Genomic DNA, 22,219 nt, shown 5'->3' with positions numbered 1-22,219 from the left:
AGGGTCGTTGCCCACCTGACCCAGCCGCCCGCCGGCCTCACTGCTGACCTGGCCCGGCCGCTGGAGGGTCAGTGACCGGCGCCAGCCTTGACCGCTTTCGTGGCGAAGTAGCCGGGGAGCCAGCCGGCGGTGGCCTCCGAGTGGTGCGGCGCCTCGGCGAAGCCGGTGATGGCGAAGCCCGCCGCGATCTGCCCGCCGAGCTGCTCGGTGAGCGTGTGGCTGTACTCCACCGGCGCGTCGAGGCCCCACAGCCGTTCCCGCTCGGCGGGCTCCAGGTGGGTGAGGTCGCTGTAGGGCAGGCGGTGGCGCACCACCAGCTCGCCGCGCGCCTCCAAGGACTCGGCGTCGAAGAGGTAGACGTCCGGGTTGAGGAAGCCGGACAGCAGCGTCCCGCCGGGGCGCAGCACGCGGTGACACTCGCGCCAGACCGGCGCCAGCTCCGGGATGAACAGGTTGGAGACCGGGTGGACGACAAGGTCGAACGAGGCGTCCGGGAACGGGCTCAAATCGCGCGCGTCGCCGAGCACGGTGCGTAGGTCGAGCCCCTCCCGCGCCGCGACCATCTCGTCCTGCGCCAGCTGGCGGGGCGAGTTATCGAAGACGGTCACCCGCGCGCCCGCCGCGGCCAGCACCGGACCCTGCTGCCCGCCGCCGGAGGCGAGGCAGAGCACGTCGCGACCGGCGATCTCCGGCGGGAACCAGGTCGGGTCGACCGGCTCGTACCCGATCAGGACGATGGACCACTGGCCGGCCCGCGCCTTCGCGATCACCTCGGGGCCGACCGGGCGTGACCACTCGTTGCCCTCCTCCACCTCGCGGTCCCAGGCGAGGCGGTTGTGCGCGACGGGGTCGACGGGAGTCTGGCTCATACGCCGTACCCTAGTTGCTCCACCGCACAGGTTCCGCCGATGGCTCTCGAGCGGTGAGGTGCCTGTTGATGGCATCGATGTCGAGGTGGTCGGGATCGAAGGTGCCGCCGATCCAGTCGAGGAGTTCCTCGTGCTGCTCGTGCTGGGGGCCGGTGATCGCGGCGATGAAGTCCGCGTAGCCCCAAGGGCCGCCGTCAGTCCTCGGGTGGCCAGGCTCGACGGCCGGTCAGGCAGCGCGGGTAGGTGGCAGGGCGTCGTCTGTCGCCGCGCACACGAGAAGGCGACGGTGGCGCTGCGCGGCCCGCTCACCGAGGTCCTGCTCGCGTTCTACCGCCGACGGCCGCTGGACGGCCCCGGGCTGGAGGTCCTCGGCGAGCGGGAGCTGCTGGAGTTCTGGCTGGAGAAGACGACGTTCGGGTGAGACGCCGACGGCCCGCCCCCAGGGGGCGGGCCGTAGGGGATCAGCGGTTGCCCGGCCCCCGGCGCCGCATGCCGAAGAACACCGCGCCGCCGCCCACGACGACCAGCACGGCCGCGATGCCGACGATGAGGCCGGTGTGGGAGTTGGCGCCGGTCTCGGCGAGGTTGGACTCACCGACCGCGGGCGACGGGGCGCTGCTCACGGTGGTGTCCGCGGGTGCGGTGCTGTCGCTCGCCGAGGGGGACGAGGCCGACGGGGCCGGTGTCCCGGAGGCGCTCTCGGCCGGTGCGGAGGCGGAGTCCGACGGCGACGCTGAGGCCGACGGGCCGGCGGGCGTGGTGGGCGTGGTGGGCGTCTCGGCGGCCGCGCAGGCCTTGGCCGGGGCGGTCAGGTAGGGCTCGATGTCGCCCTCGGCGTTGCCGGTCCTGACGTGGATCCGGTACTTGGCGTTGGGCTCCCAGTCCTCGGTGAAGGTGATGGTGACGCCCTCGGCCGAGCCCTTGACCTGCGTGGGCCTGCCGACCTGCCGGAGGTCGGCGTTGTTGTTCTGGAGGAAGACCGTGACGACGGCCGGGGTCGCCGCCGGGTCCTTGTCGGTGACGGTGATGACGCCCTTCGTGCCGTCGCAGGCGGCCTCCGCGGAGAAGTACGTGATGTTGTCGGCCAGCGCCGAGCCGGAGACCCCGAGGACGAGGGCGGCCGAGGCGGCGGTGACACCGAGCATGCGCACCGAACGAGCGGCGGTACGGCGGGATGGGGACACGTTTGTCCTTTACGTGATGCACAACTGCGGGGGGCTGAGGGGGAGCTGACGCCCCCTGTGCGGCGGGCGGACAGCAACCCCGGGAGGCTCACAGGTCTATAAGCGTTCCATAAGTACTGTCAATGTGTGGACACTTCGCGCCCCCCGGCTTTGCCCGCGCTTTAACCGCCGAGACGTTTCAACGCCTCCGGGGCCTCCTCGATCCGATCGACGAGGGCGATCCGGTGCGCCATCGCGCGCTCCTCGGCGAGCGCCCGCAGCAGCGGCCACGTGGGCAGCCGCTCCGTCCAGTGCGCCCGGTCCACGAGCACCATCGGCGTGGGCTCCCCGCGCGACTCGTAGTAGTTGGGCGTCGCGCTGTCGAAGATCTCCTGTACGGTCCCGGCGGCGCCCGGCAGGAACACCACCCCCGCGGTGCAGCGGGCCAGCAGGCCGTCCTCGCGGGTGGCGTTGGAGAAGTACTTGGCGATGTGCGCGGCGAACGGGTTCGGCGGCTCGTGGCCGTAGAACCAGGTGGGGATGCCGACCGAGGGGCCGCCGCGCGGCCAGCGGGTGCGGACCTCGAAGGCCGCCGACGCCCAGTCGGTGACCGAGGGCGTGAACCTCGGCGCGCGGGCGAGGATCCCGAGGGCCTCGGTGAGCATGCCGTCGGCGAAGGGCGCCGCGTAGGCGCCCAGGTTGGCCGCCTCCATCGCGCCCGGGCCGCCACCGGTCGCCACGGTCAGGCCGGCGCGGGCGAGCCGACGGCCGAGGCGCGCGGCACCCGCGTACGCCTCCGTGCCGCGGGCCATGGCGTGACCGCCCATGACGCCCACCACCCGGGCGCCGACGAGGAGTTCGTCGAGGGCGTCCGAGACGGCGTCGTCGTGGAGCGAGCGGAGCATGGAGGCGAAGACGTCGCCGTCGGACTTCGTCCGCTGGAACCAGGCGTAGGTGACCGCGTCGGGTGTCGCCTCGTAACCGCCCTCGTCCAGCGACTCGAACAGTTCCTCGGGGGTGTAGACGAAGGCGCGGTAGGGGTCGAAGGAGAGACCGGGTATCGGCGGGAAGACCAGGGCGCCCGAGGCACGGGCCTTCGCCGCCGCCTCCGGGTCCATCGGGCAGCCGAGGAAGACGGTGCCCGTGGTGTCCAGGGTCAGCAGCACCGCCGTACGGTCCGTCAGATCGACGGCCTGGACGCGGTAGTGGGACAGGGCGCCCCGTGCGGCGACCACCTCGTCGAACTCGGCGAGGGACTCGATCTCACGGTCGTGGGAGCCGTCGAACGGCTGGGCGGGTGTCGGATGCACCCGCCCATGCTAGGGAGTGTCCTGTGGAACCTGTCGGGGGCGCGGGCTCAGGACGCGCCCCGCGACGGACGGTCAGCCCTCGATCGCCGACGGGTCCATCCAGACGACCTCCCAGGTGTGGCCGTCGAGGTCGTCGAAGGAACGGCCGTACATGAAGCCGTGGTCCTGGGTCTCGCCGCTGGGCGTGCCGCCCGACGCCAGGGCGCGGTCGACCAGTTCGTCGACCTTCTCGCGGCTCTCGGCGCTCAGCGCGATCAGGACCTCGCTGGTCTTGGTGGAGTCCGCGATCTCCTTCTTGGTGAAGGTCGAGTAGAACGGCTTGGTGAGCAGCATCGCGACGATGGTGTCGCTGATCACCACGGAGGCCGCGTTGTCGTCGCTGAACTGGGGGTTGATGGAGTAGCCCAGCTCCGTGAAGAACTTCTTCGAGGCCTCGAGGTCGTTCACGGGGAGGTTGACGAAGATCATCTGCTGGTAGGCGGGGGCGGTCATCGGGGTCTCTCCCATCGGTGCGTGCGGTTGGTCCGCGCGGCGTCTTCGTGGTGTTCGGTGGGGTAGACCGAGGGGTCGAGCGGAACTCATCGGTGTACCGGGATTTTTTTCGCGCGATGTTCCGGGCGGTCCCGGCGCCGGTTCGCGTGCCTGGTCCCGTACGGGTGCCTGGTCCCGTACGGGGTCAGCCGGTCAGGGGGAGGGCCGCGAGCTCGGCCACGAGGAGGGTGAGCGGGAGGAAGAGCGCCGCGAGCGCGCCGGCGCGCAGTGCGGCCGCGCTGCGCAGCACCGTGGCCGGCGCGCCGAGACGGAGCAGGGCGGCCGTGGTGTCGGCGCGGGCCTGCCGGGCCTCCACGGCAGCGGTGAGGAGGGTGGCGAGGGCGCAGCCGGCGACCAGGAGGGCGCCGAGGGTGGTGAGCGGCCCGGCGGACGGGGCGGACGGGCCGGACAGGGTGGCCATGCCGTACGCGCCGGAGGCCACCGCGCACAGGATGCCCAGGGGGCGGCCGATGCGCGACGCCTCCTGCATCAGGCCGCGGCCGGCCAGGAGCCGGACCGCGCCGGGGCGGACGGCCTGCAGGAGCCGGCCGCAGAGGTGGGTGAGGCCGGGGCCGGCGAGGGCGAGGCCGAGGGCGGTGAGGGCCCAGCCGAGGAGGACCGCGGCGGGGCCGGTGGGGCCGCCGGGGAGGGTGAGGGTGGTCGTGTCGGTCGCGGTGTGGGTGGCGTAGGCCTCCACGGCGAGGCCGGCGGCGAGGAGCGCCGCGCCCCAGGGAAGGGCGGTGGGGTCGGGTGCCGGAGGCTCGGGCGGCAGGGAATCGTGCGGGGGGCCGGGCACCTGGTCCGGTGACTGCGGCGCGCCGTTGGCCGCGGGGCGGGTCGCGCTGCCCGGTGCCTGCGGGGTGCCGTCCGCGCCCGCCCTCGCCCGGTCCCGGCCTCGCTCGAGCGGGAGGACGCCCCTCGCGCCGGCGGCACGACCGCCCGCGGTCCCGACGGCCCGGCTGCCGAACCTGCCGTACGCCCCGAAGGTCTCCCGTGCTCCCGTCGGCGGCGGTCCGAACCGCCTCAGGGACACCCCGGTGCCCCGGGACCTCCGCGCCGGCCGGGTGTCGCGGGGGCGCAGGGACAGGGCCACCGCCACGGAGGCCGTCGCCGGGACCAGGGACAGGAGGGTCAGGGCCGCGGGGAGCGGGAGGGGGACCTCCGACGCCAGGAAGCCCGCGGCCGCTCCGTCGAAGGGCAGGCCCGTGAGGTCGCCGCGGAGGTGGAGGAAGACCAGGAGGGCCAGCAGGGAGCCGAGGGTGGTGGACAGGGCCGTCGTGGTGGCCGAGACGGCCATCAGGCGGGCGGGACCCAGGCCGATGGCGGCCAGGCCGGGGCGGGGGCGGGTGCCGGGGTCCGTGCGGGCCACCGCCAGGGCGAAGTGGACCGTCGCCGCCAGCGGGACCGCGCACCAGGCCAGGCGGAGCGCGGAGGCGCCCGGGGTGCCGGGGTGGGTGAGGGCGTGGCCGAGGGTGCCCAGGAGGAGGAAGCCCGTGCCCGCCGAGGCCGTCGCCACCAGCAGGCGGCGCAGCTGGACGGCGGGGTGGGCGCTGCGGGTCAGGCGGAGAGCGAGCACGCCGCCCGGCCTTCCGCCTCGTGCTCCCCGACCGGGGGCAGGTGGACCGTCTTCACCCGGCGTCCGTCCAGCAGGGGCACCGTGCGGTCGGCCAGGGCCGCCGTCTCCGCGTCGTGGGTGGCCAGGACGACCGTGATGCCGTGGGAGCGGGCCGCCGTCGTGAGCGTGCGCAGGACGTGGGCCCGGTCCGCGCGGTGCAGGGGGGCCGTCGGCTCGTCGGCGAAGAGGACCGACGGGGCGGGGGCCAGGGCGCGGGTGATGCACACGCGCTGGCGCTCCGCCTGGGTCAGCTCGTGCGGCCGGCAGCGCGACCTGTCGCCCACGTCGAGGCGCTCCAGCCACTCCAGGGCGGCGACCTTGGCACGGCGGCGGCTGGTGCCGCGCAGCATCAGGGGCAGGGCCGCGTTCTCCCAGACGTTGAGCTCGGGGACGAGGACCGGGACCGGGTCGATCCAGCCGAAGCGGTCGCGGCGCAGCCGTTCGCGGGCCAGCGGGCCCATCGTGTGCACGGGGACGCTGTTGAACCAGACCTCGCCGCGCTGGGTGGGCGCGAGGCCGGACAGGCAGTGCAGCAGGGTCGTCTTGCCGCTGCCGCGCGGGCCGGTGACGGCGAGGATCTCGCCCTCCCGCACGCCGAGCGACACGCCGCCGAGAGCGGGGGAGCCGTCGTGGTGCGTGAAGTGCAGGGACCGTGCCCACAGCACGTCGTTGTCCGGCGGGGCCTCCATGGGCGTACACCTCGGTTCAGATCCGTAGTTCCCGTGCCGTTCCCCCGTCCGGGGGAACGAAGGCAGGGGCCGATCGGTCACTGGCACGCTAGGCAGCTCATGACGGGCATCCGGACAGCACACGGCCCCGGGTCGCCGTGTCTCACTCGAACGGACGGCACCGGGGCCGGTGTTGATCACCTCAGAGGAAGATCACCCGAAGGATCTCCCGGAGCGGTCACAGCTTCGTCCACGCCTCCGTCAGCGTCGCGCGCAGGATCTGCTCGATCTCGTCGAACGTCTCCTGGTTGGAGATCAGCGGCGGGGCGAGCTGGACGACCGGGTCGCCGCGGTCGTCGGCACGGCAGTACAGGCCGTTGTCGAAGAGCGCCTTGGACAGGAAGCCGTACAGGACGCGCTCGGTCTCGTCGTCGGTGAAGGTCTCCTTCGTCGCCTTGTCCTTGACGAGCTCGATGCCGTAGAAGAAGCCGTTGCCGCGGACGTCGCCGACGATCGGCAGGTCGTGCAGCTTCTGGAGGGTCTGCAGGAAGGCGCCCTCGTTGTCCAGGACGTGCTGGGTGAGGTTCTCGCGCTCGAACAGGTCGAGGTTGGCGAGGCCCACGGCCGCGGAGACCGGGTGGCCGCCGAAGGTGTAGCCGTGCAGGAAGGTGTTGTCGCCCTTGTAGAACGGCTCGGCGACGCGGTCGGAGACGATGCACGCGCCGATCGGGGAGTAGCCCGAGGTCATGCCCTTGGCGCAGGTGATCATGTCCGGGACGTAGCCGAACTTGTCGCAGGCGAACATCGTGCCCAGGCGGCCGAAGGCGCAGATGACCTCGTCCGACACGAGCAGCACGTCGTACTGGTCGCAGATCTCGCGCACCCGCTGGAAGTAGCCGGGCGGGGGCGGGAAGCAGCCGCCGGCGTTCTGCACGGGCTCCAGGAAGACCGCGGCGACCGTGTCCGGGCCCTCGAAGAGGATCTGCTGCTCGATCTGGTCGGCGGCCCAGCGGCCGAAGGCCTCGGGGTCGTCGCCGTGGATCGGCGCGCGGTAGATGTTGGTGTTCGGCACCTTGTGCGCGCCCGGCACGAGCGGCTCGAAGGGGGCCTTCAGGGCGGGCAGGCCGGTGATGGACAGGGCGCCCTGCGGGGTGCCGTGGTAGGCGACCGCGCGGGAGATGACCTTGTACTTGGTCGGCTTGCCCTGGAGCTTGAAGTACTGCTTGGCGAGCTTCCAGGCGGTCTCGACCGCCTCGCCGCCGCCGGTGGTGAAGAAGACCTTGTTCAGGTCGCCCGGCGCGTGGTGGGCGAGGCGTTCCGCCAGCTCCACGGCCTTCGGGTGGGCGTAGGACCAGACCGGGAAGAACGCCAGCTCCTGCGCCTGCTTGAACGCGGTCTCCGCCAGTTCGGTGCGGCCGTGACCGGCCTGGACCACGAACAGGCCGGCGAGACCGTCGAGGTAGCGCTTGCCCTTGTCGTCGTAGATGTAGGTGCCCTCGCCCCGGACGATGGTGGGGACCGGGGAGTTCTCGTACGAGGACATGCGGGTGAAGTGCATCCACAGGTGGTCGTACGCGGTGCGGCTGAGGTCCTTGGTGCTCACGGTTATCGGGTCCTCACGGTTATCGGGTTCCCCACATGTAGGTCTGCTTCTTCAGCTTCAGGTAGACGAAGCTCTCGGTGGAGCGCACGCCGGGCAGGGCACGCATGCGTTTGTTGATGACGTCCAGCAGGTGGTCGTCGTCCTCGCAGACGATCTCGGCGAGGATGTCGAACGAGCCCGCGGTCATCACCACGTACTCGACCTCCGGCATGTCGGTGAGCGCGTCGGCGACCGCCTCGACGTCGCCCTCGACGTGGAGTCCGACCATCGCCTGTCGGCGGAAGCCCACGGTGAGCGGGTCCGTGACGGCGACGATCTGCATCACGCCCTGGTCGAGCAGCTTCTGGACGCGCTGGCGCACGGCCGCCTCGGACAGGCCGACGGCCTTGCCGATCGCGGCGTACGGCCGACGGCCGTCCTCCTGGAGCTGCTCGATGATGGCGAGGCTGACGGCATCCAGATGAGGGGTGCCGTTCTTGGACTCGCGGGAGTCCCGGTGCTCTGCGCTTCGACTGGCCACGACCTCACTCTGCACGACGTCTCGACAGTTCCGCAAGGCCGGGGCGATGAAATTCGTTGTTTACGAGACTGAGATCTGCGGATTCCGCAGTCCTGGCGGGATCGGGGGTGTTGAAAACGTGGGGGCAGCGATTAGTGTGGGTGTCTCAGTGATTGGACACCGAACTTGGAGGGCCGGCAGTGAGCACCGAGCTGCGTCGTCTGCGCAACTACATCGACGGTGAGTTCCGGGACGCCGCCGACGGACGGACCACCGAGGTGGTCAACCCCGCGACCGGCGAGGCGTACGCGACCGCGCCGCTGTCCGGCCCGGCGGACGTCGACGCCGCGATGCGGGCCGCCGCGGCGGCCTTCCCGGGCTGGCGCGACACCACCCCGGCCGAGCGCCAGAAGGCCCTGCTGAAGATCGCCGACGCGTTCGAGGAGCGCGCCGAGGAGCTCATCGCGGCCGAGGTGGAGAACACGGGCAAGCCGATCGGACTCACGCGGTCCGAGGAGATCCCGCCGATGGTCGACCAGATCCGCTTCTTCGCGGGCGCCGCCCGGATGCTGGAGGGGCGCAGCGCCGGCGAGTACATGGAAGGGCTGACCTCGATCGTCCGCCGTGAGCCGGTCGGCGTCTGCGCGCAGGTCGCGCCGTGGAACTACCCGATGATGATGGCCGTCTGGAAGTTCGCCCCGGCGATCGCGGCCGGCAACACCGTCGTGCTGAAGCCCTCGGACACCACCCCCGCGTCCACGGTCCTGATCGCCGAGATCATCGGCTCCATCCTCCCCAAGGGCGTCTTCAACGTCATCACCGGCGACCGCGACACCGGCCGCCTGATGGTCGAGCACCCGATCCCGGCGATGGCGTCCATCACCGGGTCCGTCCGGGCCGGCATGTCCGTCGCCGAGTCCGCCTCCAAGGACCTCAAGCGGGTCCACCTGGAGCTCGGCGGCAAGGCCCCGGTCGTCGTCTTCGACGACACCGACATCGCCAAGGCCGTCGAGGACATCTCGGTCGCGGGCTTCTTCAACGCCGGCCAGGACTGCACGGCCGCCACCCGCGTCCTCGTCCAGGAGGCCATCCACGACGAGTTCGTGGCCGCGCTCGCGAAGGCCGCCGCCGAGACCAAGACCGGCCGGCCGGACGACGAGGACGTGCTCTTCGGCCCGCTCAACAACCCCAACCAGCTGAAGCAGGTCTCCGGCTTCATCGAGCGGCTGCCCGCCCATGCCAAGGTCGAGGCGGGCGGCCACCGGGTCGGCGAGGAGGGCTACTTCTACGCGCCGACCGTCGTCTCCGGCCTCAAGCAGGACGACGAGATCATCCAGAACGAGGTCTTCGGACCGGTCATCACCGTGCAGTCCTTCACCGACGAGGACCAGGCCGTGGAGTGGGCCAACGGCGTCGAGTACGCCCTCGCCTCCTCGGTGTGGACCAAGGACCACGGCCGCGCGATGCGCATGTCCAAGAAGCTCGACTTCGGCTGCGTGTGGATCAACACCCACATCCCGCTGGTCGCCGAGATGCCCCACGGCGGCTTCAAGAAGTCCGGCTACGGCAAGGACCTGTCGGCGTACGGCTTCGACGACTACACGCGCATCAAGCACGTGATGACCTCGCTCGACGCGTAGCGCCCAGCCGCGTGCCGCGCCCCCGGACGGGAAGCCCCGTCCGGGGGCGCGGCGTCGTCAGGGCCCCGCGTCGGAAGCGTGTGCTCCTCGCCGGTGACCGGGCCGTCGACGGCGGGGAACTCAGCCCCCGGGGGTCGCGCGGATGACGGCGATGTCGAACTGGAGGCGCACCTTCTCGCTCACCATGGCGCCGCCCTCGGCCAGTCTCGCGTTGTACGTCAGGCCCCAGTCCGAGCGGTTGATGGTGGTGGTGCCGTCGAAACCGACCCGCTCGTAGCCGAACGGGTCGGTGACGTGTCCGATGTACGTCAGCTCCAGGTCGACGGGACGTGTGGCGTTCCGTATGGTGAGGTCGCCGGTCATGCGGTACACGTCGCTGCCCGCGAGGGACACCGCCGTACTGACGAAACGCATCCGGGGATAGGTCGCGGCGTCCAGGAAGTCACGGCCGACCAGGTGGGCGTCGCGTTGTTCCACACCGGTGTCGACCGACGCGGTGGACAGGACGATCTCGGCCCGTGAGCGAGCCGGATCGCGGCCGTCGAAGTAGAGCCGGCTCTGGTATTCCGTGAAAGCCCCGCGCACGGTGGTCACCATGGCATGGCGCACGGAGAAACCGATACGACTGTGCGCCGGGTCGATCATCCATTCTCCGGTCAGCGCCGCGAGGGCGGGATCCGGCAGTCCGGCGGCCGTGGACGCCCGCCGCTCGTGGGGGAGTTGCGGGGCGGTGGGGGGAACCGGGCGGCGCTGGGACGCAGCACGGGTGAACAGTTTCATGACCCACGTGATTACGGCACGGCGGATAGTGCCGCAAGCCTCCTTCAAGAGCCGCGCACACGGTCGTCACGTATTCCCCCAGTAATGCGCCGGAGGATCGGACGGGCCGCGAGAAAGGGGGAGGAATCGTTTTCTCGTATCGTTGGCCGGTGTCCGTGACGAAACCCGGTCCACATGCCGACCGTCCGGAGGGCCTTCCCTGGCTGGGCCGGCCGATCGACGCCCGGCCGCTGTCCGGGCCCGAAGTGGCCGCCTTCCTCGACCTGTTGCGCGCTCTGCGGCCCGGTGAGTGGGACAGGGCCGCCGTCCCGGGGTGGACCGTGCGTGACCTCGCCGCCCACGTCCTCGGCGACTTCCACGGCCGTCTCGGCCGCCGACCGGACGGCTTCCGGCCCGTCGTCGCGCCCGGGGAGACGCTGGAGGCGTTCGTCCACCGCGTCAACCAGGACTGGGTCGACCTGCACGCCGGTGTCGGCCCGGCCGGCCTCGTCGAGGCCCTGGCGGCGGCCGGGCCGCAGGTCGTCCGCCGGTTCGAGGGCGCCGACCTCGACGCGATCGGGCTGGGGGTGTCCTGGGCGGGGTGGCCGCCTGCCGGATCGTGTCCGTCGTCTACTGACGCCCCTGCTCCGCCCGCTCCACGCCCTCCTGGTTGACGACCCCGAAGGGGATGTGGACGCTCGGAGTCGTCCGTGAGGTGCCCTCGAGGTGGCTCTCCTGGTCGTCGAAGAAGATGTGCGGCTTCAGCCCGTCCATGATCGCGCTCTTGTCGACCCCGCCGAGGAAGAAGGCGTCGTTGACGGTCACTCCCCAGTTGTTCAGGCTCAGCACGGCCCGCTCGTGCGCGGGGGCGTTGCGCGCGGTGACGATGGAGACGCGCACGCGGATCGCGTAGCTCGCGTCCGCCCTGCGCCGCTCCTCCTCCCGGCGTTGCAGTGTGTTGATCTCGCGCAGGAAGTCCCGCAGCGGGCCCGCGTCATGGGGCGTGGTGACGTTCAGCGCCTCGTGGGCGCGGAAGCCCTCCAGGCCGTCCTGCCGGAACACACGCTCCGACGCGTCGTCGGCGAGGACCCCGTCGAAGTCGAAGGCGATACGCAGCTCGGGGTCGTCGGGGTCGTCGGCCACGGCGGAGCCGAGCACCCGGCCCGCGGGCAGCCCCGACGCCACGGCCTCCCGGACGTCGTCCTCGTCCGCCGACAGGAACAGCGACATGTTCAGGGCGGGCATGAACCGGTACGGCGCCCGGCCCTGCATGAAGACGGCGCGGCTTATGGGGAGCCGGTGCGTCCTGATGGACCGCATGACCCGCAGCCCCGTGTCGGGGTCGTTGCGGGACAGGATGATCACCTCGACCAGGGGGTCGCCCTCGGGGGCCAGGTCGTTCAGGGACAGGATGCGGCGGATGAAGGGGAAGGCGACTCCGGGCCGAAGGGGCTCGTCCAGGTGCTCCCGCTGGTAGGTGCGGTACACCTCCTCGCCGTCCCGCCGGAAGACGGCGTCGGACTCCTCCAGGTCGAACAGTGCACTGGAGGCGATCCCGATGACCAGGCGGTTGTCGAGGCTGTACGGCGGCATGGCGGCTCCCCTCCGGCGTCGCCGCCGGCCGGCGTCGCCCGCGGGGGGCGACGGTGACCCCCCCAACGCATACTTTCCCTTCCCGGCGGCGTCGGGTACGCGCCGTCGAGGCCGATTCACGCACCGTGGATCCCGCCGGGGGGTTGCTCCTACCCTGGAAGTCGCCGTCGGGGGAGGGTGGACGTGAGGCGTACTACACCGCAGCAGCCGTCCGGGCGCCGCCTGGAGGACTCGATCGCGTGGGCGGTCAGGAACGCGGACGGGGTCGTCGCCATCGCGCTGGCGCTGGTGGTCGGCCTGATGGACATCCTGGACAAGGACTTCGACGACGACATCGTCACCGGCTCGATCCTGCTGGTGCTGGCGGCCCTGGTCTACGGCTCACTGGCCGAGCGCAGGCGGCGGCTGGCCGACATCCGGGCCGCGACCGCGGGCACGAGCCGGGCGATCGAGGACCTGTCCATGGTGCGCACGCTGGCCGGGTCGGAGGTGGCGCTCGCCCACGAGCGGGCCCGGCGCAGCACCGCCCGCTGGGTGTTCAAGGGCGGCACCGGCACCTATCTGCGGGCCGTCACCCTGCCGGAGTGCGTCGTGGAGGCCCAGCGGCAGCGGCGCTCCCTCAGCATGAAGATCGACGTCGTCAATCCCGCCGACGACCAGGTCTGCGCCGCCTACGCCCGTTTCCGGCGCACCTTCGGCCATCGGCAGGAGGGCGGCGCGTTCACGGAGTGGACCACCGAGCGCACCCGCAAGGAGTCCTACGCCACCGTGGTCGCCGCCGCCTGGCACCGGCAGCGGCTGGACACGCTCGAGATCGACGTGCACCTGTCGTCGGTGGCGCCGACCCTGCGCTTCGACCTCTCCGACAGCTGCCTGATCATCACCCAGGACGACCCGCGCCGCGTCAGCCTCTGCGTGGAGCGGGGGCGGCCGCTGTACGACTACTACGTCACCGAGCTGCACCAGAGCCGGGAGCAGGCGGTCAAGCTCGATCTGCGCGAGGCCTCCCCGCTGAGCGACGAGCCGACCGTCGACGAGGTCAGACGCCTGCTCGACCGGCTCGGACTGCCGCTGCCGGCGAGTTTCACCGACCGTGACGTCGGCGACATCATCGACAGGGCGCTGCGGGCGGAGGACCCGTACCGCAGGTGACCACCTTGTGCCGAGGGGGAGACGATGGACTACCCGGCCCTGGAACGGGCCGCCCGGCGGGGGGCCGCCGGCGAGGTGATGCGGCAGGCCGCATCGGAGTTGGAACAGGTGGCCGCGGGCCGCCGGGCGCTGCGCGCGGTGCGCCATCCACTGGGGTTCGTCTGCCTGCCCGTGCTGCGGGACGGCGCGGACGGCGTGTGCGTGCACGTCTTCGGGCCGGCCGACCCCGTCCTGACGGGTCACCAGGTGCACTCGCACAGCTGGGACCTGACCAGCACGGTGCTGTACGGACGGCTGGGCAACCGGCGCATGGGCGTCCGCGAGGAGACCGAACACCCCACCCACCGGGTGTTCGAGGTGCACAGCGATCCCTCGGGCGTGGACGAACTGCGGCCCACCGACCGGCTGGTGCGCTGTCTGCCGGGCACCGAGCAGACCAGCGCGCGCGGCCAGACCTACGAGCTTCCGGCGGGCGAGTTCCACACCACCGTGGTGCCGGACGGCCGTCCGGCCGCCACCCTGGTGCTGGGGCGGACGCTGCCCGGCCGGGCGGACCTCTCCCTGGGCCCGCCCGGTGCCCCGGGCCGCCGGGTGGTCCGCGGGATGTGCGACGCGGCCCAGACCGTCCGGATCGCCCGGGCCGCCCTCAGGAGGATCCATGAGCCCGAACCCGACCCACCCGTCTGAACCCACGGCCCGCTACACCTACGAGTGCCGTACGGCGGTGGCCGCCGCCGAGGAGGCCGGGGCGCTGCTCCGGTCCCGCTTCCCGGACCGTCTCACCGCCCGTCCCAAGGGTGAGCGCGGCGACGTCGTCACCGACCTGGACCTGCTGGCCGAGCGGATCGTGGTGGACCGGATCCGGGAGCGGTTCCCGCACGACGCGATCCTCGCCGAGGAGTCCGGGGAACTGGGCGGCGACGGGGGCGGCCGCACCTGGCTGGTGGACCCCCTCGACGGCAGCAACAACGTGGTGATCGGCCTGCCCGTCTACGTGGTGGGCGTCGCCCTGTGCGTCGACGGCGCGCCGGTGGTGGGCGTGGTGCACGAGCCGGTGAGCGGGCGGACCTGGTCGGCACGGTCGGGCGGCGGCGCGTTCGGGCCGGGCGGCAGGCTCCCGGCGGCCGTCGCGGACCGCCCGCCGTCGCCCGCCGGGCCGGTGCTGGCCTGGACCCAGGGCCACGCGGTGCGCCGCGACGATCCCGCCGTCCGCGCGCTGCGGCACACCCTGGAGCTCGGCTCCCGGCGGCTGCTGCAGTTGTGGGCGCCCCTGCTGGCCTGGGCCATGCTGGCCCGGGGGGACATCGACGGCTTCGTCGGCTACCGCGCCGAGGCGATCGACCTGCCGGCCGGGGCGCTGCTGGCCCGCGAGGCGGGAGTGGCCGTACGGCACCTGGACGGCCGGGAGTTCGGCGGGGGCTTCCGGGGGCCGGACACGGAGCGGTCGTTCGTCGCGGGGCGGCCCGAGGTGCTGCCCCGTCTGCTGGAGCTGGCGGCGGGGGCCGGGGGGACCGTCCCGGTCCTCAGCCCGTCACCGCCAGCACCGCCACCGACGCCGTGACCGCGGCCGCCGCCAGGACCGCTCCGGTCCTCATCAGCCGGGCCAGCGGCACCCGTACCCCGTGGGCCTGGCAGCGCTCGTACCACAGCAGGGTCGCCAGGGAGGCCCACGGGGTGATCACCGGGCCCGCGTTGGTGCCGACGAGCAGGGCGAGCAGCTGGTCGTGGTTGCCCACCGGGACGGCCGCCTCGCCGGCCAGGTAGACGGGCAGGTTGTTCAGGACGTTCGAGAGACCGCCGCCGACCGCCGCCGCGCGGAACATGCCCCCGATGCCGTCGCCGTGGCCGACCGCGGAGGCCAGCAGGTCGTGCAGGCCGTTGGCGTTGACCGTCTCGACCACCAGGAACATGCCGGGCACCATGACCAACAGCCGCCACGGCACGAGGGAGGGGCGCAGCGCGGAGCGGTCGCGGACCGCGAAGGCTGCGACGGCGACGGCCGCGGCCGTGGCGGACGCCACCCACAGCTCGACGTCCGCGACCAGGATCGCCACCAGGAACCCGCCGCAGGCCAGGGCGCAGGCCCGGAAGAGCACCGGGTCGGCGGGGCGGTGCGGGCCGGGGGGCACATAGCGGTCGGCCCCGGCCGTCCGCGCCCCGTCCCCCACGGAGGCGTCCTCGTCCCGCGCCCCCACGTCCTCCCGCGCCCCCACGTCCTCCCGCGCCCGCACGTCCTCCGCGCGGGCCGCTCCGGGGCCGCCGCCCGGGCGGCTCCTGCCCGGCTCGGCCGGTCGCGGGGCACCCCGCCGTCCCCGGCGCCAGTAGAAGCCCCACAGGCACGCCATGGTCACCGCGATCGCCGCCAGCTGCGGTGCCCACATCCGGCCCGCCAGTCCCAGCGGGGAGAGGGCCACCCGGTCCGCCGCGAGCAGGTTCGTCAGGTTGGAGACCGGCAGCAGCAGGCTCGCCGTGTTGGCCAGCCAGACCGTCGTCATCGCCAGCGGGACGGCCGCGATGCCGACGCGGGAGGCGAGGGCGAGCATCACCGGCGTCAGGAGGACCGCCGTGGTGTCCAGGTTCAGGGCGATCGTGGTGACCGAGGCGAAGGCCACGCAGAGCAGGAAGAGGAGCGGGTAGCTGCCCCGGCCGGCGCGGGCGACGCGGGCCGCCACCACGTCGAACACCTCGGCCCTGCTGGTGAGTTCGGCCAGCACGATCACGGTGGCGAGGAACGCCAGCAGCGGGGCGATCCGGGTCATCGCGTCGCCGGCCTGGGCCGAGGGCAGCAACCCCGAGCCCCAGCACACCAGTCCGGTCGCGAGCAGACCGATCGCCACCCGGTCCAGTACATGCAGACGCAGGAGGGCACGCACGCAAGGAAGGGTCGCACATCTGTGCGCCGCTGTAACGGGGGCCCTCCCGCCGACGGGTCCGCCGGCGGTGCCTTCCCGCCAGGATCCTGGCTGTGAAACCGGTGCATATCGACGCTCGCTCATCCATCATGACTATATGGGGGAGCGTCGGATGACCGATGAGACAGGGCCGTTGGACTTCTTCGTCAGCTACTCACCGGCCGACGAACGCTGGGCGTCATGGATCGCCTGGACCCTGGAGGAGGCGGGCTACCGCACGGTCCTCCAGGCGTGGGACTTCGTGCCCGGCACCAACTTCGTGGACTTCATGGACCGGGGCGTGAGCGAGTCGGCCGCCGTCATCGCCGTCCTCTCCCGCAATTACGAGCGGTCCCGTTACGGCCGGATGGAATGGCAGGCGGCCCTGCGCGCCGACCCCGACGCCCCGGAGCGCCGCCTGCTCACCGTACGGGTCGAGGACATCCCGGTGGAGGGGCTGCTCGCCACCATCACCTACGTCGACCTGGTCCCCGTCACCGATCCGGCCGCCGCCCGCGACCTGCTCCTGACCCGGGTCCGCCAGGCCCTCGACGGCCGGGCCCGGCCCAGCCTGCGGCCCTCCTACCCGGGCGGGGACGGGCCGTCGACCCCGCCCGCCCCCGCACCGCCCCCCGCGCCGCCGTCGGGACGGCCCCTCGGGCGGCCCGGCTGGGCCGGGCGGCGCAGACCCGCGGCGCCGCCGGCGTATCCACCGGCGTCCGCGGGCGGGCGGGGGCGTGAGGCGGTCACCGTCCTGCACCTGGCCGGGCCCACCTTCGGGCGGGGCCAGGACCCGGCCGAACTGCAGGCGGCGATCTGGGGCGACCTCGTCGAGCTGACCGACGTCGGCGCCCCCGCCCCCGACCTGCTGGTGGTCACCGGCGACCTGACCGCCTCCGGCAGCCCCCGCGAGGTCGACCAGGCGCTCGCCTTCCTCACCGGCCTGCGCGCGCTCCTCGGTCTCGAACCCCACCGGGTCGCCCTCGTCCCCGGCGGCCGGGACGTCAACCAGGCCGCCTGCCGGGCCTACTTCAGCACCTGCGAGGCCGACGAGATGCCGCCCCGGCCGCCGTACTGGCCCAAGTGGCGGCACTTCACCCGGCTCTTCAAGGAGCTCTACCAGGGCCTCGACGTCGTCTTCGACAGTGACCAGCCGTGGACCCTCTTCCCGGTGCCCGAACTGCACACGGTGGTCGCCGGACTGAACTCCTCGATGGCCTACAGCCACCGGCTCGACGACCAGTACGGGCAGGTCGGGCCCGAGCAGGCCGCCTGGTTCGCCCAGGCGCTGCGCCCGTACGAGGAGGAGGGGTGGCTGCGGATCGGGGCGCTGCGGCATCCGCCCGGCAGCGGGCGGGGCGGCGCCTCCGACGGGGGCGGTCCGCTGCGCGACACCGACGTCCTCGCCCGGCTCACCGCGCCCCGGCTGCACCTGCTCCTGCACGGCCCGGCGGGCCCCGGTACCCGCCCCGGCCTGGCCACCGCCGCCGGTGAGCCGCCGCTGCTGGGCGCCGCCGCCCCCGGCCGGCACCGGCTGCTGCGCGTCACCGGTGACGGGCTCACCCTCTGGGACGGGCCCGGGGAACCCGAGCGGCGGGAGGCGCAGTGGCGGCGGGCCCGCCGCGTCTTCGGTCCCGGCCCGGACGGGCCGCGGGCCGAGGAGCCCTCCGCCGGCCCGGACGTTCCGGCGGAGCCCGAGCCGCGCGCGGTCGTGTCCCCGGTCGAGGTGCTGCTCGCCCGTGTCGCCGAGGTCTGCCGCACCCGGCACGAGGGCGCCCAGCTCCGGCGGGTCGACGGATCGGTGCCGCAACTGCTCGTCACCTGGGAGGAGTCGGGCTTCGTCCGCCAGCAACGGGTCGCCGTGCACATCGGCACCCCGACCGCCGAGGACATCGACCAGGTCGTGGCCGACGTGCACGCGGCCGACTCCGAGACCGAGGCCGAACTCGTCCACGACGGCCCGCCGCCCGCCCGCGAGCTGCGCGACCAGGCCCGCCGCAGAGGCGTCCGGGTGCGCAGCTTCACCGAGTTCCAGGGCCTGCTCGACCTGCGCGCATACGTCGCCGCCCAGAGCGAGCGGCTGCGCACCGACTCCCGCTACCCCCCGGGCATGTACCTGCCGCAGCGGTACCGGGAGGTGGAGCGCCTCGGCTCGGAGGACCGCGACGGCCTGGTGGACGACATGCTCCGCCTCCTCGACTCCGACCAGGGCCGCTTCCTGCTGCTCCTCGGCGACTTCGGACACGGAAAGACCTTCGCGCTGCGCGAGCTGGCCCGCCGTATCCCGGCCGAACTGCCGCACCTGGTCCCACTGCTGGTGGAGCTGAACGCCCTGGACCGGGCCTACTCCTTCGAGGGGCTGGTCGCCGCCCACCTGGCCGCCCACGGCGTCGACACCATCGACCTGCGCGCCTTCCGCTACATGCTCCAGCAGGGCCGGATCGTGCTGCTCTTCGACGGCTTCGACGAACTGGTCACCCAGGTCACCTACGACCGCGCCGCCGAGCGGCTCCAGGTGCTCCTGGACTCGGCCGTCGACAGCGCCAAGATCGTCGTCAGCAGCCGCACCCAGCACTTCCGCTCCCAGGGCCAGGTGCTCACCGCCCTCGGCGAACGCGTCGGCCTCCTCCCGCACCGCAGGGTGCTGGCCGTGCAGGAGTTCACCCCGCAGCAGATCCACGCCTACCTGGTCAACCGCTACGACGGTGACGGACGCGCCGCCGACCGCCGCGTCCGCCTCCTCGACGCCATCCCCGACCTGCTCGCCCTGTGCCGCAACCCCCGGCTGCTCGGTTTCGTCGCCGACCTCGACGACGACCAGCTGCGCGCGGTCGCCGGCGCCGGCCGCGCGCTCAGCCCGGCCGGCCTCTACGAGGAGGTCCTCACCGCCTGGCTGCGCTTCGAGGCGGAACGCGCCGGAGACGGGCCCGGCCGGCCCCCCGGGCTCACCCTGGACCAGCTGTGGAGCGCGGTCACCGCGCTCGCTCTCAGGCTGTGGGAGAGCGGCCAGGACTCGCTGCGCCTCGACGAGCTCACCGACGTCGCCGAGACCCTGACCGGGCTCGCCGACAGCCGGCTGTCGGTGCCGCAGGCCGCGCACGCGGTCGGCTCCGGCAGCCTGCTGGTGCGCAGCGACGACGGTGTGTTCCGGTTCATCCACGGCTCGGTGGTGGAGTGGCTCGTCGCCCGCGCCTGCGCCGTGCGGCTGACGTCCGGGGACACCGCGCTGCTGGCCCGGCGCCAGCTCAGCCGGCTCGCCGTGGAGTTCCTGTGCGACCTCGCCGACCACCGTGCCTGCCAGGAGTGGGCCGAGCGCGCCCTGGGCGACGACGGCACGGGCGAGGAGACCGCCCGCGCCAACGCCGTGAGGATCCTCTCCCGGCTGAGGGTGCCCGCCCACACCGACCTGCGCGGAGCCGCCCTCGCCGGGGAGGACCTGTCGTACCGCGACTTCTCCGGTGTCGACCTCACCCGCGCCGATCTGACCGACGCCCGGCTGATCGGCGCCAACCTCTCCGGGGCCGTGCTGCGCGACGCCCGGCTGACCGGCGCACGGCTCGACGGCGCCGATCTGACCGGCGCGGATCTGCGCGGGGCCGATCTGCGGCGGGCCCGGCTGATCCGCTCGGACCTGACCGGCGCCCGCGTCGAGGGCGGGACGTGGCGGCGGGCGGCACTCGTCTCGGCGACCGCCGGCCCCGAGCTGACCGCGACGCCCGAACTGGCCTCCGCCGCCGTCGCCCCCGGCATGGCCGTCGACGCCGGCTTCCGGCCCTCCGCGGTCGGTGTGCCGTACGGCTTCGACATGCGCACCAGCCGGCTGCCCGAGCCCATCTCCTACAGCCCGGACGGCGAACTCCTCGCGGTGGGCGGCGAGGACGGCGGGGTGCTGGTCTGCGACGCCGTCACCGGCACCGCCCTGCGCACCCTGCGGGGCCACATCGACCGCGTCTACGCCGTGAAGTTCCGGGAGCGGGTACTGGCCACCGGCAGCGCCGACGGGACCGTACGGCTGTGGGACCCGGTCTCCGGCGCCTGCCGGCACCGCCTGGAGATCCACCCGTCGGGCGTCTGGCCGGTCGCCCTCGACGCCGAGGGGGCGCTGCTGGCGACCGGGGACGCGGACGGCGTGGTCACCCTGTGGGACACGGCCACCGGAACCCCGCTGCACCGGCTGCCCGGCCACCGCGCGCCCGTCTACACCGTCGCCTTCGGGCCGGGCAACGCCACCCTGGTCACCGGGGACGCCTCCGCCACCGTACGGCTGTGGGACCTCGCCGACGGGCGGCTGATCGGGGAGCTGCCGGGACACCGGGGCGCGGTGTTCCGGGCCCGCTTCAGCCCGGACGGGACGCTGCTCGCCACCGGCGACATGGGCGCCGGGCGGTCCGGGACGGTACGGGTGTGGGACGTGGCCGGACGGCGGGTGCTGCACACGTTCACCGGTCACACGGGGCGCGTCTACACACTCGACTTCCACCCCGGGGGCCGGTTCCTGGTGAGCGGCGACACCGAGGGCGAAGTACGGCTGTGGGACCTGGCCACCGGGTCCGCCGCCGGCCTCCTCGGCGGCTGCCGGGGCGCGGTGTACCAGGTGCTGTTCGATCCCGACGGGACGCTGCTCGCGGCCGGGGACAGCCAGGGCGTCGTCCGGCTGTGGCAGGTCACGCCGAACGCCGACCCGGTGGCCGTGCCCCTCAGCCGGCAGCCGGCGGACCACCGCGGTTCGGTCTGGGTGTGCACGTTCCGCCCGCACGGCGACGCACCCGCCCCGGATGCCGGGTCCCTGCTGGTGACCGGCGCCAACGACGGCGTCGTACGGCTGTGGGACCCCGCCACCGGACAGGGCCGGCGCATCCTGCGCGGCCACGGGCGGCGGATCGGCACGCTGTCCTTCAGCACCGACGGCTCGCTGCTGGCGGCCGGCGGCAACGACGGTGTGATCCGGCTGTGGCACACCGCCTCCGGGCGACGGCTGCGGGAGCTGACCGGGCAGAGCGACCGGCTGGTCTCGGCGGTGTTCAGCCCCGCCGACCCCACCCTGCTGGCCACCGCCAGCAGCGACGGCGACCTGTACCTGTGGAACGCCGGGACCGGCGAGTACCAGCGCGAGATGGACGTCGAGACGGACCACGTCTGGGCCGAGGCGTTCAGCGCCGACGGAGACCTGCTGGCCACCGCCAACGACGACGACACCGTACGGCTGTGGTACCGGGCCACCGGCGCCCACGTCGTCACCATCACCGAGCACTACGGCCGGGTCCGCTCCATCGCCTTCCGGTCCGACGGGGCGGTCCTGGCCACCGGCTGCGACGACGGCAAGGTGCGCCTCTGGGACCTGGCCGCCCGCCGGATCACCGCCGTCCTCGACGGGCACACCGACCGGGTGTACGCCGTGGCGTTCGCCCCCGACGGCTCCTGGCTGGCCAGCGCCTCCTGGGACGGGCAGGCGGTGATCCGGCGGGACGGCGCCGTGGTGCACCGGCTGACCGGGCACAGCGGCAAACTGTGGACGGCCGCCGCGCATCCCCTGCGGCCGTTGCTGGCGACCGCCGGCGACGACCGGACGGTCCGCCTGTGGGATCCGCGCACCGGCCGCCCGACCGCCGTCCTGACCGGCCACACCGGCCGGGTCCTGGCGGTCGCGTTCAGTCCCGACGGCTCGCTGCTGGCCAGCGGCGCCGAGGACGGCACGGTCCGCCTGTGGAACGTCCCCGGCGGCGCCCCGGCCACCCTGCGCGCCACCCTCGTCGGACTGCCGGGCGGCTGGGCGGCGCTGTCACCGTCCGGCGGTTACAAGTTCGAGGGCGACGTCACGGGCGAGTTCTGGCACGCGGTGGGGATGTGCCGGTTCGAGCCGGGGGAGCTGGACGGGCACCTGCCGGGGGTACGGCACGTGCCGCTGGACGAGACGCTGGAGTGAGGG

18 protein-coding genes and 1 pseudogene are annotated in these 22,219 nt (G+C 73.3%); 7 read left to right on the top strand and 12 right to left on the bottom strand.

Annotation, left to right across the window (positions count from 1 at the left end):
• Positions 1–68: 68 nt before the first annotated feature.
• Together ACIBBD_RS18880 and ACIBBD_RS18875 are read right to left on the bottom strand one after the other, a co-directional pair.
• The gene (locus tag ACIBBD_RS18880; RefSeq protein ID WP_367528513.1) at positions 69–869 is read right to left on the bottom strand and encodes a class I SAM-dependent methyltransferase; all 801 of its coding nucleotides are present in this window, start codon (positions 867–869) and stop codon (positions 69–71) included.
• Positions 870–879: 10 nt separating this feature from the next.
• Positions 880–1,050, bottom strand: a pseudogene (locus ACIBBD_RS18875) (hypothetical protein); the annotation flags it as partial.
• Positions 1,051–1,074: 24 nt separating this feature from the next.
• On the opposite strand from ACIBBD_RS18875, the gene ACIBBD_RS18870 reads away from it, so the two are divergent.
• Entirely contained in the window at positions 1,075–1,290 is a 216-nt protein-coding gene (locus ACIBBD_RS18870; RefSeq protein WP_399420566.1) for a hypothetical protein, read from the top strand.
• A gap of 40 nt (positions 1,291–1,330) precedes the next feature.
• Here ACIBBD_RS18870 and ACIBBD_RS18865 read toward each other — a convergent pair whose 3' ends face one another.
• The 7 genes from ACIBBD_RS18865 to ACIBBD_RS18835 all read right to left on the bottom strand — a co-directional run bounded on the left by ACIBBD_RS18865 (position 1,331) and on the right by ACIBBD_RS18835 (position 8,294).
• Positions 1,331–2,053, bottom strand: coding sequence for an LAETG motif-containing sortase-dependent surface protein (locus tag ACIBBD_RS18865; RefSeq protein ID WP_399420565.1), 723 nt, complete (start codon positions 2,051–2,053; stop codon positions 1,331–1,333).
• A gap of 161 nt (positions 2,054–2,214) precedes the next feature.
• On the bottom strand, positions 2,215–3,342 hold the full coding sequence (locus tag ACIBBD_RS18860; protein ID WP_399420564.1) for an LOG family protein: 1,128 nt from the start codon (positions 3,340–3,342) through the stop codon (positions 2,215–2,217).
• 72 nt (positions 3,343–3,414) lie between these two features.
• A complete protein-coding gene (locus ACIBBD_RS18855; RefSeq protein ID WP_399420563.1) occupies positions 3,415–3,834 on the bottom strand; it encodes a VOC family protein in 420 nt (139 codons plus the stop codon).
• A gap of 184 nt (positions 3,835–4,018) precedes the next feature.
• Positions 4,019–5,449: a hypothetical protein gene (locus tag ACIBBD_RS18850; protein WP_399420562.1), complete on the bottom strand. Its 1,431-nt coding sequence runs from the start codon at positions 5,447–5,449 to the stop codon at positions 4,019–4,021.
• Positions 5,431–6,177: an ABC transporter ATP-binding protein gene (locus tag ACIBBD_RS18845; RefSeq protein WP_399420561.1), complete on the bottom strand. Its 747-nt coding sequence runs from the start codon at positions 6,175–6,177 to the stop codon at positions 5,431–5,433. Before ACIBBD_RS18845 ends, ACIBBD_RS18850 begins: the two co-directional genes overlap by 19 nt.
• Positions 6,178–6,394: 217 nt before the next feature.
• A complete protein-coding gene (locus ACIBBD_RS18840) occupies positions 6,395–7,759 on the bottom strand; it encodes an aspartate aminotransferase family protein (RefSeq protein WP_399420560.1) in 1,365 nt (454 codons plus the stop codon).
• A 19-nt stretch (positions 7,760–7,778) separates the two neighbouring features.
• Complete coding sequence (locus tag ACIBBD_RS18835) at positions 7,779–8,294, bottom strand: Lrp/AsnC family transcriptional regulator (RefSeq protein ID WP_399420559.1); 516 nt, start codon at positions 8,292–8,294, stop codon at positions 7,779–7,781.
• 164 nt (positions 8,295–8,458) lie between these two features.
• Between ACIBBD_RS18835 and ACIBBD_RS18830 the strand changes: the two genes are divergently transcribed.
• Positions 8,459–9,898 (top strand): gamma-aminobutyraldehyde dehydrogenase, encoded by a 1,440-nt coding sequence (locus ACIBBD_RS18830; protein ID WP_399420558.1) that lies wholly within the window; start codon positions 8,459–8,461, stop codon positions 9,896–9,898.
• A 120-nt stretch (positions 9,899–10,018) separates the two neighbouring features.
• Here ACIBBD_RS18830 and ACIBBD_RS18825 read toward each other — a convergent pair whose 3' ends face one another.
• Entirely contained in the window at positions 10,019–10,678 is a 660-nt protein-coding gene (locus tag ACIBBD_RS18825; protein ID WP_399420557.1) for a YceI family protein, read from the bottom strand.
• A gap of 149 nt (positions 10,679–10,827) precedes the next feature.
• Here ACIBBD_RS18825 and ACIBBD_RS18820 point away from each other — a divergent pair, with 149 nt between their 5' ends.
• Positions 10,828–11,331, top strand: coding sequence for a maleylpyruvate isomerase family mycothiol-dependent enzyme (locus ACIBBD_RS18820; protein WP_399420556.1), 504 nt, complete (start codon positions 10,828–10,830; stop codon positions 11,329–11,331).
• Here ACIBBD_RS18820 and ACIBBD_RS18815 read toward each other — a convergent pair.
• Positions 11,288–12,250 (bottom strand): 5'-nucleotidase, encoded by a 963-nt coding sequence (locus tag ACIBBD_RS18815; RefSeq protein ID WP_399420555.1) that lies wholly within the window; start codon positions 12,248–12,250, stop codon positions 11,288–11,290. The two genes, ACIBBD_RS18820 and ACIBBD_RS18815, sit on opposite strands and share 44 nt — an antisense overlap.
• Before the next feature lie 183 nt (positions 12,251–12,433).
• Between ACIBBD_RS18815 and ACIBBD_RS18810 the strand changes: the two genes are divergently transcribed.
• Genes ACIBBD_RS18810 through ACIBBD_RS18800 form a run of 3 tightly spaced genes read left to right on the top strand, consistent with a single transcriptional unit; the run spans position 12,434 to position 14,963 of the window.
• On the top strand, positions 12,434–13,402 hold the full coding sequence (locus ACIBBD_RS18810) for a hypothetical protein (protein ID WP_399420554.1): 969 nt from the start codon (positions 12,434–12,436) through the stop codon (positions 13,400–13,402).
• A 24-nt stretch (positions 13,403–13,426) separates the two neighbouring features.
• Positions 13,427–14,089, top strand: coding sequence for a hypothetical protein (locus ACIBBD_RS18805; protein ID WP_399420553.1), 663 nt, complete (start codon positions 13,427–13,429; stop codon positions 14,087–14,089).
• Complete coding sequence (locus ACIBBD_RS18800; protein WP_399420552.1) at positions 14,061–14,963, top strand: inositol monophosphatase family protein; 903 nt, start codon at positions 14,061–14,063, stop codon at positions 14,961–14,963. The genes ACIBBD_RS18805 and ACIBBD_RS18800 overlap by 29 nt, the downstream gene beginning before the upstream one ends.
• Here ACIBBD_RS18800 and ACIBBD_RS18795 read toward each other — a convergent pair.
• Positions 14,926–16,275 carry an SLC13 family permease gene (locus ACIBBD_RS18795; RefSeq protein WP_399420551.1) on the bottom strand — a complete coding sequence of 450 codons (1,350 nt, stop codon included), beginning with the start codon at positions 16,273–16,275 and terminating at the stop codon, positions 14,926–14,928. The genes ACIBBD_RS18800 and ACIBBD_RS18795 overlap by 38 nt on opposite strands.
• A 151-nt stretch (positions 16,276–16,426) precedes the next feature.
• On the opposite strand from ACIBBD_RS18795, the gene ACIBBD_RS18790 reads away from it, so the two are divergent.
• Positions 16,427–22,216: a TIR domain-containing protein gene (locus ACIBBD_RS18790; protein WP_399420550.1), complete on the top strand. Its 5,790-nt coding sequence runs from the start codon at positions 16,427–16,429 to the stop codon at positions 22,214–22,216.
• The last annotated feature ends 3 nt before the right edge of the window (positions 22,217–22,219 follow it).

This window comes from Streptomyces sp. NPDC051315 (assembly GCF_044455165.1).
Lineage (GTDB): Bacteria > Actinomycetota > Actinomycetes > Streptomycetales > Streptomycetaceae > Streptomyces.
The sequence above is the reverse complement of the archived record's forward strand: the minus strand, read 5'-3'. Positions and strand labels throughout refer to the sequence as shown.